The following is a 12502-nucleotide window of genomic DNA, read 5'->3' on the forward strand; positions in this document are numbered from 1 at the left end:
TGCCTATGTACGATCTCGATCATCCGGTAATTGAAACGCAATTTTTAATTGCCTCAAACGAAATTTCGCGCATTAGCACAATCGTTAAAGATCGTGTGTTCATGCGAAAAACCGGAGTTATATTCTACGGACCAGCTCGACTCGGAAAGTCCCAATGCTGCAAGGCTTTGAAGGGTTATCTGATGGCCACTTTCCCTAAGCTATATGTAAATTCGGTAACCGTTATTAATAGGGAAGGATTAAATTGCTCCAACATCATCCGTCAGCTTGCTGACATTGAGAACTGCCCGATAAAGTCTCGCGAAACAAGGCTTTCGATTTTCAAAAAGCTTACGGACAGAATCGTTCTTCGGGTTCGAGAAAACGACTGCAATCAGTATGTATGCTTGATAGACGAATTTCAGCGCCTAAGGAGCGCTGATCTATATCAGCTGGCCGACCTGTACAACTCTCTTGACAATGTTGGCATCAAGATGACTGTTGTTTCATTTGCTATGCCAGAAGTGATCCAATTGCGCGATGATCTTTTTGCGTCTGAACAGAGGCAAATAATTGCCAGGTTCATGAGTGAGTTCATTGTATTTAAAGGCTGCTCCAGTATTGATGATTTGACAATTATTTTGAAAGGATATGACTCTATTGCCGAGTATCCGCCGGGCTCTGGAATTACTTTTACACAAGCCTTTGCTCCCATAGCGTTTTCGAGTGGGTTCCGGCTGGAAAAGTATGCAAAGCCAATTTGGCTTGCGTTAACTGGCTGTGCGATAGGGAGCTACAGAAATAACCTGCCTATGGAGCATGTTTTGTTTTCGATCAAATACATTCTCATGTGGTGCTCTTCTCATGATCGTGATGGTTTAGTTCTAACGGACACACAGATAATGGCCGGGGTTGAGTCTAGTTCGCTACAAGATTTCTGTACTTACAGCGGCAAGTCCAAGGTGGCGTGATGCGGCTATCGTTTTTTAAAACAGGCCCCTATCCGTTTGAATCTGTGGGGGGAATGGTTTCAAATTTAGCAATATTTAATTCGCTTACTGAGATTGAGGCTTTGGAGCTTTTAGGGTTTGACTCTGCTAAGGTCGACTCTTGCTTTTATGTGCGCCCTCGCTCGGAATTAGGTCTTCCAGCATGTAAGCCGAGTGGGTTAGAAGATCATTTTCCTTCGAGCTATTTTCCGTCGAATGAGCATCACCGGTACTGTGCTGAGTGCGCGCCGCTTGGATATCACTCAGCCTTTACGTTTGTGCTGCAAGTAGATCGCTGCTTGTTGCATGGTTCGCCTTTGAAAAAGATGTGCTATTCCTGCTCTAGACTGCACCTAAATGAAACTCCCCATCCATCCTTTGGACATCGCTGCTCAGACTGTGGATACCACATTCCAACATCTCTAGATCAGTTGCCATACAGAGGTGACAATGCGCTTCGGGCAATGATGCAGGAGGCTGGACTCGCTCAGAAAAAATGGTTTGGGACAATAATGGCCAAGCAGGAGGAAGGCTATCCTTTTAACAAAATAGTCCGATTAAAGTGTTACGAGGATGACGAAGACTTAACCCGAGCTGTAATGCAGCTTTTAAATGTGGAAAATCCATTTTTTTCCACCCATCGCGGGGTTGCACCATCATCGGTTGAGCTTCATCACTGGAGGGCAGACGAGTGTTCCCCCTATGACGTTGATGAGCTCGCGCTCAGAAAATTTGAGACACGCCTACACAGAATATGCGCCGCTATCGAAAAGACATATTTAATCGGTCACGAATCGTGCTTGAGGAGGGTGGAAAAGTCTTTTGATTTTCAACCCGATGACAGCTACATATGCCCACTGTGCCCGCTAGCCGTTGCTTACAGTTATTTTCGGCTTAGACTCAGATTTCGTCACGGAGATAATTTATGCGAAGAGCCAATTGGGGTACTTGGGTTTGCTCATATTAAACGGCTCGCAATGGTCCACCCGTGGCTAGTCAGTGTTGATGATGGTTTCTACCAAACGCTATTTCTCAAAATTTTGGGTGAAATAAAATTTCTGACTGATTCTGAGTCCAGTGCCGAAATTCGAATTGGCGCTGGTGGTGGAATCCTTATGGATATGATTGAGAATTTTTCAACGACTCGCGGTATGGGTGTTGAATTTGTGCGCAACTTTGATCCTAGGGAGTCGGAGTGCGGGGCGAGTCAAATCTATCAATATGTTACTGAGTCAGAGCGATTCTTGGTGAGAAAGGCCAAGTTTAGTTACCATATAGTTCTTTGCAATAACGTGAACTTGAACCATCACGCCCACATTCTCATTTAAACGGTAGCGACAAGTAGCACGCTTGAGAGCCGTGTAGCTGGTATCTCACGCGATTGTATAGGGCCTTCCGGCCTGATTCGTATGCGGTACCGTCGATGACATGGTGACGTCAGCTGTTCAGCGTTCCATCTTCGAACTGAAGACGGCCTGGGAAAGTACGCCGCCTGGAGATTGCTCTTCATTCCGGCCGGCCTGCAGTACTTCATGCTTGCTTGGGTAGTGACGCAGCAGTTGGCGGGCTTCATCACGAATGGATTCTGGCAGAGCAGTGTCCTGTGAGAGCCTCGTGAGAAAATCCTTAGTCAGCACCACTGAGCGGGTGCGTTCGTAGGGTAGTGTCATATGAGCCTCCACTCAGCTTCTGATCTAGTGTGGTGGGATCATGTGTTGTTTGCGATACCGCTGGTCTGCTCAACCAGCTTCAATTGCGCTAAGGCTTCCGCCAGGCGGACATTCAGGTTTTCTGCTTTCTGTGACTGATCCTGAGTGACTTCACCAAGTCGAGTCACTTCCTCTTGCAAGGCATGACAGCGCTCCTCCAGGGCTACATTCGCACGCTCAGTGTTGGCCAATGTGCTCTCGGCCACCTTCAGTGATTGAGTACTCTGAGCGAGAAGCTGTTGCTGCGCATGCTGATCTTTCTGTTGCTGCCTCGCCTCGGCAAGCAGGCGCGCATTGTCGCGATTTAGATGGGTCAGCTCATCCTGTTTGACAATCAAAGTCTGTTGTAGCTGCCTCAGTTCTAGTTGCAGCTGTTGTGCCTGTGACTCGTGCCGGCGCTGCTCCTGCTCGCGCTGCTCTTTGTTGGCTTGGCGGTAGTGTTCTAGGGCGTCTCGGGCATGCTGATGCTTGTCCTCGAGCGATCGTATCTGGGCATCACGATCTTGTACTCGCCTTTCCAGGTCTAGGTTGGCCTGGGCCAAGCGTGCGAGCTCAACTTCATTCTCCTGGCGTAGCTGTTGCTCGGACGAGAGCGCTTGTTGGTTAGCTTTGAGCTGGTCTGAAAGCTCTTTGCATTGATCTTCCAACTGAAGCGAACGTGCTTCTGCCTGCTGAGTTAGTGACTGGTAGCGGATCCGTTCTTGCCCTAACTGTTCGCGTTCTTTGGCTACAGAAGCCTGCGCATCTGCCTTGAGTTGGTCGGAGAGCTGACCTACCAGGTTGGCCAATTGTTCATTGAGGGGGAGGGGAGCTCCGTCCCTGCCGGAGCCGTCTTCGAGCTCTTTGAGATACCGGTGAATGGTGGTCTTCGAACCCGTATTTCCAAGCTCAACTCGTATCGCGTCGATGCTTGGGTTGCCGCCTCGAGCCAAGATCGTCCGGTAGGCCTTTTGTACCAGTGCCTTATTGATGCCGCCGCGGGCCATGGCTTGCTCCTACGATTTCGTAGTGGATTACGTACCACGTAATTACATACTGATTATTGAAAAATAAAAATGAGAATTCTGACTGTCTGTCAGATAAAATAATCACGAATTATCCAAGGTGAAGCGGCTTTTTCGTCGTTTGCCAGTCGCTCACCGGTACACCAGGGGGATAGGCCCAGATGAGCCAGGACATCGAGCGGTACCTGCAGGCCGGCACTCGCGCCAACACGCGGCGCAGCTACCAGCAAGCGCTCGAGCACTTCGAGGTGACCTGGGGCGGCTTTCTGCCGGCGACCAGCGATGCCATCGTGCGTTACCTGGTCGATCACGCCGCCACGCTGTCCAGCAACACCCTCAAGCTGCGTCTGGCAGCGTTGGCGCAGTGGCACACCAGCCAAGGTTTCCCCGATCCGACCAAGACCCCGCTGGTCCGCCAGATCCTCAAGGGCATTCGGACGCTGCACCCACGGCAGGAGAAGCAGGCCGAGCCGTTGCAGCTCCTCCAACTTGAGCAGTGCGTGCAGTGGCTGTCGCAGGCCGAGGGGAGGGCACGAGCGGAAGATGACTGGCCGCGGTTGCTGCGCTGTTGCCGCGACCGCGCGCTGATTCTGATTGGTTTCTGGCGGGCGTTTCGCAGCGATGAGCTCTGCCGCCTGCAGGTCGAGCACATCCAGGTGCGGAGCGGGGAGGGGATGCAGCTCTTTCTGCCGTGGAGCAAAGGCGACCGGGACAGCCATGGCCAAACCTTCAGCGCGCCGGCGCTGGCCAAGTTGTGTCCCGTACAGGCCTACGTCGACTGGATAAGCGTGGCAGGTATCGCGAGGGGGCCGGTGTTCCGCAGTATCGATCGCTGGGGCCATCTGGGTGAAGAAGGCCTGCACCCGAACAGTGTCGTTCCGCTCCTGCGCGCCGTCCTACAGGCGGCAGGGCTGCCAGGGGAGCTGTACAGCAGCCATTCGTTGCGCCGTGGCTTTGCCACCTGGGCCACGCGTAATAGCTGGGACCTCAAGGCGCTGATGCAATACGTCGGCTGGAGCGATGGCCAGTCGGCCTTGCGCTATGTCGAGAGCGTCGGGGTGTTCCCGGGACAGCTGAGTACGCCACAGCTCATTCTCAGCGCCGAGAATCCGGAGTTAGATGGTCCAGCGGTGCGGACTTGAAAAACAACGTTTGCGTTCTAGCGTGCCGCTTTGGCAACCCATATGCTTGGCCTCAGGCCGATAGTCATTAGGTGAGGAGCAGTAATGCAGGAAATTCGGTTCTACCGTGCAAATGAAAAGCCTTATGGGGCCTTAAGTAACCTGTATAAGCGCGAAGTGTTGTTTGAGGATGTCGTGTATCCCACCTCCGAGCACGCTTACCAAGCGGGCAAGCCTCGCAAGGAAGCCGTGCGGGATTGGATCCTTGCGGCTCCATCGCCAGCGCTAGTGGCAATGGCTGCTCACGGTCTTTACTGGTGGGACATTCGCCCGGGCTGGTCGAAAGTTAAATTTGAGCGCATGCGCGCTATTCTCTTGGCCAAGTTCACTCAACACGAGGATCTGAAAGCGCTCCTGCTTTCTACCGGTGAGGCCCGACTCGTCGAGTCGGCCACTGTTGATAACGAGGTTAACAGGACTTGGGGCGAGGTCAATGGCAAGGGCAAGAATATGCTCGGAGTGCTGCTGATGGAGGTTCGCGACGAGCTTCGCAAGGCAGAAGCAAAGCCCGTAAGGGCTGTTAAAAAGCCGCGGAAAGCTGCTGTGTCAGTCGACTAGATCAGCGGGCCTGACAGCACACTTCAAGTGGGTCCGTGCTACTGACCGCGATGGCGTGTGTCTTCTGCCGGGCAAGCTTCCCGAGTTGCGAGGCTGTCGCTGTTTCGCTTGCCTGATTGTCGCGGCCAGTGCACAGCTGCTGGGCGAACGAAAGAATCTCGTCGGGTGTAAGAACCCTCAGCAACCCTCGAGCGCCACGGGTTAGACAGTTCATTGAGGAAAGCGCCTGACCAAACGACAGCGCGTGTTCCAGCTCGCTTTCCTTGAGGTCACTCCAGTCGTGCACTCGGTTTTGCTGTAGGGAGTACACCAGTCCAGCGGTGCACCAGTCACCTGCTCCTGCAGTGTCTGCAACCTCTGGTAGGGGAAAGGCTGATAGCTGGCGCCACTCGCTGCCGGAGACCGGACTACGGAAGCGCAGCCCGCGTGGGCCTAGAGTCTGGATCTCAACCAGAATGGAGCTGGGGAGTGGTCGAGAAAACGAATGGAAGCGCTCATCCGCGTATTTGATGATGTGGACGTTCTGCAGAATTGCGGAGAAAAGATCTTCATCGTCGCCGGCAGTAGAAGGCTCGAATACGACCAAGGCTCCAGATTCGTAATAGGACTTTGCTAGCTCATAACCTGCCTTGGTAGGCCGATCGAGATAGAAGACATCGGTCTTTGATTGCCCCTGCAAAGCTTTGTTGACGATGCGGTCGTCACACTCGACTATGGGGTAATGCTTCTTCCCACAGCAGGGGCAGCTGAAGCTGAAACGGTGTGTTGGAGAGCTACTGCTTTGAGGCGCTAGCTGATGCTGGTAGATCACGTTCGTGCGTTGGGAACTGGAGATATCCACGAATCGTAGATCTGCCCCAATGGCTTGAAGCTCATTGCAGAGTCGTTCGCCGGCAGGGTCCTGGCCAAAGCTTGCAACAGGCGTAGCGGCCCAACCCAAGGATCCCAGGATGGACAAAACGTTACCTGTCGACCCACCCAGTGCAGAACCCAAGCGGCGAGAGTCCGCTCCTAAAATCACGTCCAGGGCAAAGAGCCCAGTACCGACAATTCGATTCTGCTGCCACATATTTTCTCCTCCCCATCCTGGAGAACCCTTACGGACGGCGTAACCAAGCGTGCCACATACGGTCTGGCTTGTCTTTTGAGACCTGCGGAACCGTCTGCTGTTCACATCGGTAACCCATCGTCTCAGAGTATACCACTGGCAAATCTAGCGATATGGCGGCAAATAGCATGCCGAGACTCCCCATCTTGCTGCCGCTGGGCGACAAAATGGTGCGTGGAGGCGTTTCACCAAAGCTCTTGAGGGCGGACTCCCGCCCATTGTGAATGCGCTCAATCGTCGCAAAAACGTCCGTCGGGTCCGACTCGTGGGCATAAATAATGTCTAGGAGGTTCACGTCCCAATCTGTAAGGATCAAGTCATGGAACTCCCGCATCAGCTCATCTCCGCGGCGAGGATCTAAGGCAGGAAAGGGCAGGATTGGTGCGACCTCCTGCGGCCGTTCTTTACGAAAAATGCGGTCCAATGAATCCCGGTTTTTTTCGGAAAGTTGAGGAATCCAAAGCTTGATTGCTTGGATCACCTCATCGGTATCCATGTCCGCCTGGAAACCATGCATGTACTGCGGAGAGTCCGTGTACATTGCGGTTGTCTTGAGGGGGGAGACGGCGCGATCAGCAATCACTACATGAGCATTTGTCTTGCTCTCGTACGCCTGTTTCACCAAGGGAAAACATACGCCTCGGGACATGGTTGTTGCGTCCACAATTACATCGGTGTAATCGTTTGCCAGCCATTTGGCGAAGGTCGACGCTGCGTTTCTGCCGGCAATGCTGGCTGTGTCTTCGGCGATAATGGTCACGGCTTCAAAGCTAAGGCTGTGCTGGCTCAGGATCTTCTCCAGCTCTTCTCGGATCTGATCCGCAGACTGCTCAAGGATCGGCGAAACTTCGGGGCGCTTTTCGATCAGGAAGAGAAAGTCAAAACACTGCAGGTCGCAGATCATCCTGGGGAAGTACAAGCACGCGTCGTTGAAACCGAGCGTGCCCACAAAAAGCGCTTTTTTGGCCAAGGTGAAGTAGCCATTGAAAAAGCCGAGACACTCCTCAGAGTCCTTATGAGTAATCAACTTCACAATGCTTACTCCTTAAGCAGAGACTGCAGGCCAGAGAGAGTGTCCTCAATGAAGCCACCGCGGCGCAAAGTCAAACCATAGGCGATGCTTGGAATTGCTCCGATTTCCAAAAGGCACCAAACACGCCCTTTACATTTATATTGAGGGACGAAGACTAAGGCCTTATAGGCAAATGCGAAATGCAGAACACGAGTAAGGCGTTCAGAGCGAGCAAGCACCTTGTCCATTTCTTCCTGAGGAATACCAATAGCATTGGCGCCATGGTCAAGAGGGGCATTGGGCAGTAGCGTACGCTCCACACAGCGAGACGCCATTCCGTGTATGAGATCTTTGACCAAGGCATGATATGGGAAATCCCATTCGTCCATGATCTTCGTTGAAAGCTTGCGCAAAGCATCATGTTGCAGCTTCGCCGACAGTTCTGGCTTTTTATTTCTAACGACTCGCATAATAAGCTCGTCGATAAGGGAGCCGGATAGGCGGATGAATTGTTCAATGTTGTTGTTGCTTGCGTCTGCGAGCTTGTCCATCCCAAAGTAATAAGGCCGCCCAAACTCATGAAATAATTGCAGGCGGGCACCTTCGAGCAGAGAGGGGCTTACAGTGCGATCACCTGTAATCGGCTCTTCCGCTGGCTCATCATCCAGCAGGCCAAGTTGGGGGGTTCTATTCCATTCACGCTTGAGTAAAATTCGAAATGCAGCAAGCGCCTCGTCGGGTGGTGTCTTTTCTGGAACGCGCGCGCGCAAAGAACTAATCACAGACTCAGAAAGCTTCGACTCCCGCTGGAGGCTATCTACAGATTTACGAAGCTGCTCAAGTTGGGAGGCAGTCAAGGTCACGCTGTTGTGATCAAGGACACTGGATAGGGTTTTAACAGAGCGACGCGAAAGGTCATTTATTCCACTCAGATACCGAGTACTGATATCTCGGGCCACACCTATAAATCGCTTATTGCGATGGCTTGGCTGCATCAATTTGAGGATGTAGTCCCGCCCACCAGTTGTGCCCGGTCGGTGTTCGCCTTCCTCTATCACGTCTTTAGCCATAGCATCCCGGTAGTCTTCAGGCGACACAACATCAGGACGGCACATTACCCAGCGGCCAATTTTTATGTTGCGCCGCTTAAGCCAATCGCGGAGTTGTGCAAACTGAAGCGGGTGAAGCTCATGCGCGTCATCGACTATTGCCATAGGCAGTAAGTCTACATATTCATCCGACTTTCCAGTTAGCCAGCCTTTTATCCTGAAAAGCTCTATATATTCAAAAACGTCATATGTCTCGTTTATGATTTCAGCCAAATCTTGCTCGCTGGGTGCTACTAGCGCGGTTATCACCTTGAAGACTGCGAGCTCTATTCGCCGCGCATGTTCACGAAACTCTCTTGGCGAGTCGGCCTTAAGGACTTTTCGCGCAGATTCCGAGTCGCTACGCGTCACAATCACAATTTGCTCGAGGTCTATTTCCTCGACGCTTTCGAGTTGCCTAAACCACCCCAGCACTGCCTTGGACTGCACATAGGCCCGCAGAAGCGTTGCCCGAATAGAGTCCGAATAGGGCAGATCCCAAATGCTTCGGAAGTTAGTGGTCATCGGCAATCGATAGGCCAGCAGCGACGGTGCTCCATCTCGCAAAATTTTGAGCTGAGCAAGTGCTATTGCTAATTCCTTATTGATCTCCACTGGGTCGCGCGCAAGCGTGGCCAAAGAGTCGAACTCAATGATTCGGGCAATTGTGGTCTTCCCGCACCCAGGAGTCCCAACGACAATGCTGAGCTTTTCCAGTAACTCCGTACCGTCTTGTGTGAAGAACTCCACCAGCGGAGCATGGCTGACAAGAGGGAGTAGGGTGTTTGGCTCGGCCACATACTCAGTGGCGCGCTTTTTAAATGGATTATCCATTAGTCGAGTGCCGTTTGCGTCGAGCGAAAAGGGGCTTCATTTTGTGTTGGCCTTCAGAGCCGCTATTAGGCGAATCAGCCCATAGCAAGGCAATTGAATTGTTTGGCGTATTGTGTTCAAGGACTAAAGGGAGCCCGCAATTTCTATACCCAAACCAGATGTCGTTCCCCACATGCTTATCTTCAATACCCTTGTCGTAATGAGCTTTGATGAGATCTATTAGCTCTGGAGGGGGCGTGTTGTCATTAACGACAATGGACTCTGGAAGCACATAGGAATATGTGGCGCTGTAGCTGAATTCCTCATGGCTCTCGCTAAAGCGCGCAAGTCGATCGTTGATCGTTTTTTCGGCTTGGGACGAGGCTAAATAATGGTGAGTATACAGGTGGCAATTTTTGGCGAGGATCTGGCCTACTTTTGCTTTGTTAGTATTGTAAAATTTGCTTATTTTCCCCTTCCACTCTCCTTTTTCCTCATCGAGGCGGAGCAGAGAATCACCTGAGCCAGCAAAGTCGTCTACCAAGCATACGGCCTCAAAATGTGGTGTCTCGTCTTTATATTCTTTTTCTATCAACCACTCCGTGAGCTCTTTTGTAAGGTTTTCCCATTTCAGGTCCGACATCTCACTGAAGGGCACGACTTGCTCATTGGATATCTTTCCTTCGTTATAACGGCGGAAGACATCGATGCGCGCACCATCGCTCAACCCTACGAAGATAGTTCGGCGACGGAGAAGCAGTAGTCGACGTTCTGCGGCAGCATCCGTCCAGGTCTCGTAAAACTGGACGCCCAGCTCCTTCGCAACTTGCTTGCGCATGAGCCTGTCCAGTTCAGGCATCATCAAGCTTACGAGGTGATGCATCTCGCGCTGAGTGATGTACACCAGTTGCTTTTTAATAATGCTGAAGGCAACACGACGCTGGGCAACCTGCCGGAACTGACTAAGCCAGTTCAATAAGGCAACATGGAATCGAGAGGCTGGCTGAAACCCTTGGTAGCCATCGTACTTATGGGTGATCATCAACTGAAGAGCGGAGAACTCTTCCGTTGCCTCCTCGTCACTCCAGTCCAGCTGTTCAGCTAACAACCTCAGGGCAATCTTACTCTTCAAGCAACACCCTCCTTGGAAAACCGAAGCTCAAAACCTTTGTCAGTTTTCTGCAGGAAATCTAAATATTGTTGAGTGGCCCCTGCTTGACTAGCGCCCGGAGACGCGAGGTTCCAGCACGAGGTCAACGATGCAGAAACACGGTCGGCGCTAAGGCTGCAGCCCTTGCTAAGTAACTCGTAGTCGTTACCTTCTTCATCGCCACTGTCTCCTAGACGCAAGGCTTGGGTAAGTGGGTCAAAACCAAACCGTTCTGCAATCGCCCGTACCACGTTGTTCTTACTGGTACGGCTATCCAATACGTCGATCGAATGGCCAGAGCAAAAAACTCTCCAGTCTCCGAGTCCTTCGGCATTGAGACGTGTACGCAGTGCCAAGCGGAGTTTTCTGGACTCCTCTGGACTGGATACTTTTATGGTCAGTTGTCCGCCTCTTACAGTATCCTCAAAGCTTTTCAAGCGAGGGTAGTAAGCAGTTGTTTTTAGCCAGCCCAAAAGGCTCAGAAAATCTGTGTTCGGTGTTGGGTGCTCGACTTTTACTTCAAGTGGTTGAAGTAGCGAACCACCGTAATAACCAACCCAAATTGCTTTGTGATACTCCGTAGGGAAAGCCTTAATAAGGTCGTCCCGAAGCGATCCACCTCGACCTGATGCGATTGAGAAGATGAGGCCATCATCGATCAGTTGGAGGATCCGCTTTGCTATGCGCGGGCACATGCCGCTAAAACGATCCTCTGCATTACATAATGTGCCGTCGAAATCACTGATGATTGCTTTGTAGACGGCTCCTTCCAGCTTGCCTTCATAGATCTTTGCCGCTACCTCAGCTTGAACCATCTCTTCTGATGAAACGCTTCGATGGTCGAACTTTCGGCGAGCCGCAAGCGAGTAGCGGTTCTCCGCTTGGCTCCATCCCTTGAAATATTGACTGCTATCCAGTCGGTAAATTTCCCGGCCAAAAGTAGGAACCGTGGGTTGCCCTGGATCGCGGTCTACCGCTCGGGCGATGGCTTCGGTTAGAAGAGTGGCCATAACTAGCCCAGAAACAACCAATTCATTCGGTTCGACACCAGGAATCTCAAGCTTAAACGTCAATATGTCCGTGGGGAAAAGAGCTAGAGTCGCTTCAGCCAGTTCCTTAGAGTCTGCACTATAAGCGGCAATGACGGCTGTACCGTCAGCACCATCCGCCAACTGTAAATGGCGGCCATGAGCGAATTGACGATAGTCTGCGATCTCGACCTTGGCCACTGCGGACTCGGAGAGCTTAGATTCTAAATCGATAGCAAAAGACTTAGTCATTGGATCGTGCAGAACGATGAAGTTACGTCCGCCCATCGCTTTGACTGTCACATCGCTACGCCACTGATCCCGGTACCACTGCAATCGGTCTACATTAAACAGCTGCGCTAGAAACTCACGACTGGTATCCTCAGGGAAGAGCGCCCTGTGCAAAAGCAAGACTGTTGCGATCAGACTGTTCGTTGCTAAATAGCCATCTTTGCCCCAGGGCATCTCATGCGAAAAGATTCGTGTTGCCCGGTTCTCAACAGCGCGCCTGGTCAGCGGATTGTCTTTGGTGAGAGTGAGCGCCGCACACGTCATGTCCGACTGCATTGCGTACGTCGCTGCGGCCAGAACATCTGGATTGCGGCCCTCTGCAGAAAGCAACATGACTTTTGAGGTAGGAGTGAACCTGGCTTTGGCCGACAGTTCCATCGGGGTCAGCGCACGGGTAGGAGAACCATGTGCGATCTCTCGTAACTCAGCTGCTGCGAACGCTGCTGAATATGAGCCTCCGGAACCAATGAAGCAGGCGTATTCACCGGTCCATCTACTCAAGTACCGATGGAGGGGTAACACGACTTGCTGCGTTGCCCACACATAGGTCGCATGAATAGCATCAAGCTCCGCATGATATGGTTTTCCCACT

Annotated in this window: 11 protein-coding genes; 4 read left to right on the forward strand and 7 right to left on the reverse strand. The window is 52.0% G+C overall.

All coding sequences use genetic code 11. The features are described 5' to 3' along the window. Window positions 1–5: 5 nt before the first annotated feature. Window positions 6–950 carry an AAA family ATPase gene (locus PCLY_RS11365; protein WP_061239403.1) on the forward strand — a complete coding sequence of 315 codons (945 nt, stop codon included), beginning with the start codon at window positions 6–8 and terminating at the stop codon, window positions 948–950. Next, window positions 950–2296 (forward strand): hypothetical protein, encoded by a 1347-nt coding sequence (locus tag PCLY_RS24835; RefSeq protein WP_156458589.1) that lies wholly within the window; start codon window positions 950–952, stop codon window positions 2294–2296. The genes PCLY_RS11365 and PCLY_RS24835 overlap by 1 nt, the downstream gene beginning before the upstream one ends. Before the next feature lie 117 nt (window positions 2297–2413). Here the strand turns inward: PCLY_RS24835 and PCLY_RS24490 are convergent, their stop codons facing one another. After that, window positions 2414–2638: a BPSL0761 family protein gene (locus tag PCLY_RS24490; RefSeq protein ID WP_082768058.1), complete on the reverse strand. Its 225-nt coding sequence runs from the start codon at window positions 2636–2638 to the stop codon at window positions 2414–2416. A 38-nt stretch (window positions 2639–2676) separates the two neighbouring features. Continuing rightward, window positions 2677–3663: a DNA-binding protein gene (locus tag PCLY_RS11375; RefSeq protein WP_061239406.1), complete on the reverse strand. Its 987-nt coding sequence runs from the start codon at window positions 3661–3663 to the stop codon at window positions 2677–2679. Between the two features lie 179 nt (window positions 3664–3842). Here PCLY_RS11375 and PCLY_RS11380 point away from each other — a divergent pair, with 179 nt between their 5' ends. Together PCLY_RS11380 and PCLY_RS11385 are read left to right on the forward strand one after the other, a co-directional pair. Then, entirely contained in the window at window positions 3843–4823 is a 981-nt protein-coding gene (locus PCLY_RS11380; RefSeq protein WP_061239408.1) for a site-specific integrase, read from the forward strand. An 84-nt stretch (window positions 4824–4907) separates the two neighbouring features. Continuing rightward, window positions 4908–5420, forward strand: coding sequence for an NADAR family protein (locus PCLY_RS11385; protein ID WP_041769451.1), 513 nt, complete (start codon window positions 4908–4910; stop codon window positions 5418–5420). A gap of 1 nt (window position 5421) precedes the next feature. On the opposite strand, the gene PCLY_RS11390 is transcribed toward PCLY_RS11385, so the two are convergent. Genes PCLY_RS11390 through PCLY_RS11410 form a run of 5 tightly spaced genes read right to left on the reverse strand, consistent with a single transcriptional unit; the run spans window position 5422 to window position 12501 of the window. Beyond that, entirely contained in the window at window positions 5422–6489 is a 1068-nt protein-coding gene (locus tag PCLY_RS11390) for a PfkB family carbohydrate kinase (RefSeq protein ID WP_013715604.1), read from the reverse strand. 28 nt (window positions 6490–6517) lie between these two features. Further along, window positions 6518–7561 carry a hypothetical protein gene (locus PCLY_RS11395; protein WP_041769452.1) on the reverse strand — a complete coding sequence of 348 codons (1044 nt, stop codon included), beginning with the start codon at window positions 7559–7561 and terminating at the stop codon, window positions 6518–6520. Between the two features lie 5 nt (window positions 7562–7566). Next, window positions 7567–9462, reverse strand: a complete 1896-nt coding sequence (locus PCLY_RS11400; RefSeq protein WP_013715605.1) for a hypothetical protein — start codon at window positions 9460–9462, stop codon at window positions 7567–7569. After that, window positions 9455–10573 carry a phosphoribosyltransferase-like protein gene (locus tag PCLY_RS11405; protein WP_041769453.1) on the reverse strand — a complete coding sequence of 373 codons (1119 nt, stop codon included), beginning with the start codon at window positions 10571–10573 and terminating at the stop codon, window positions 9455–9457. Before PCLY_RS11405 ends, PCLY_RS11400 begins: the two co-directional genes overlap by 8 nt. Continuing rightward, the gene (locus tag PCLY_RS11410) at window positions 10570–12501 is read right to left on the reverse strand and encodes an HAD family hydrolase (RefSeq protein ID WP_013715606.1); all 1932 of its coding nucleotides are present in this window, start codon (window positions 12499–12501) and stop codon (window positions 10570–10572) included. The genes PCLY_RS11405 and PCLY_RS11410 overlap by 4 nt, the downstream gene beginning before the upstream one ends. Window position 12502 lies beyond the last annotated feature (1 nt).

Source organism: Ectopseudomonas composti, assembly GCF_001567565.1.
Taxonomy (GTDB): Bacteria; Pseudomonadota; Gammaproteobacteria; order Pseudomonadales; family Pseudomonadaceae; genus Aquipseudomonas; species Aquipseudomonas composti_A.

Bases quoted from the DNA above. Each gene is read 5' to 3' on its own strand.
- PCLY_RS11400 (WP_013715605.1), bottom strand. From the start codon at position 9,462: ATGGATAATCCATTTAAAAAGCGCGCCACTGAGTATGTGGCCGAGCCA.
- PCLY_RS11365 (WP_061239403.1), top strand. From the start codon at position 6: ATGTACGATCTCGATCATCCGGTAATTGAAACGCAATTTTTAATTGCC.
- PCLY_RS11375 (WP_061239406.1), bottom strand. From the start codon at position 3,663: ATGGCCCGCGGCGGCATCAATAAGGCACTGGTACAAAAGGCCTACCGG.
- PCLY_RS24490 (WP_082768058.1), bottom strand. From the start codon at position 2,638: ATGACACTACCCTACGAACGCACCCGCTCAGTGGTGCTGACTAAGGAT.
- PCLY_RS11380 (WP_061239408.1), top strand. From the start codon at position 3,843: ATGAGCCAGGACATCGAGCGGTACCTGCAGGCCGGCACTCGCGCCAAC.
- PCLY_RS24835 (WP_156458589.1), top strand. From the start codon at position 950: ATGCGGCTATCGTTTTTTAAAACAGGCCCCTATCCGTTTGAATCTGTG.
- PCLY_RS11390 (WP_013715604.1), bottom strand. From the start codon at position 6,489: ATGTGGCAGCAGAATCGAATTGTCGGTACTGGGCTCTTTGCCCTGGAC.
- PCLY_RS11385 (WP_041769451.1), top strand. From the start codon at position 4,908: ATGCAGGAAATTCGGTTCTACCGTGCAAATGAAAAGCCTTATGGGGCC.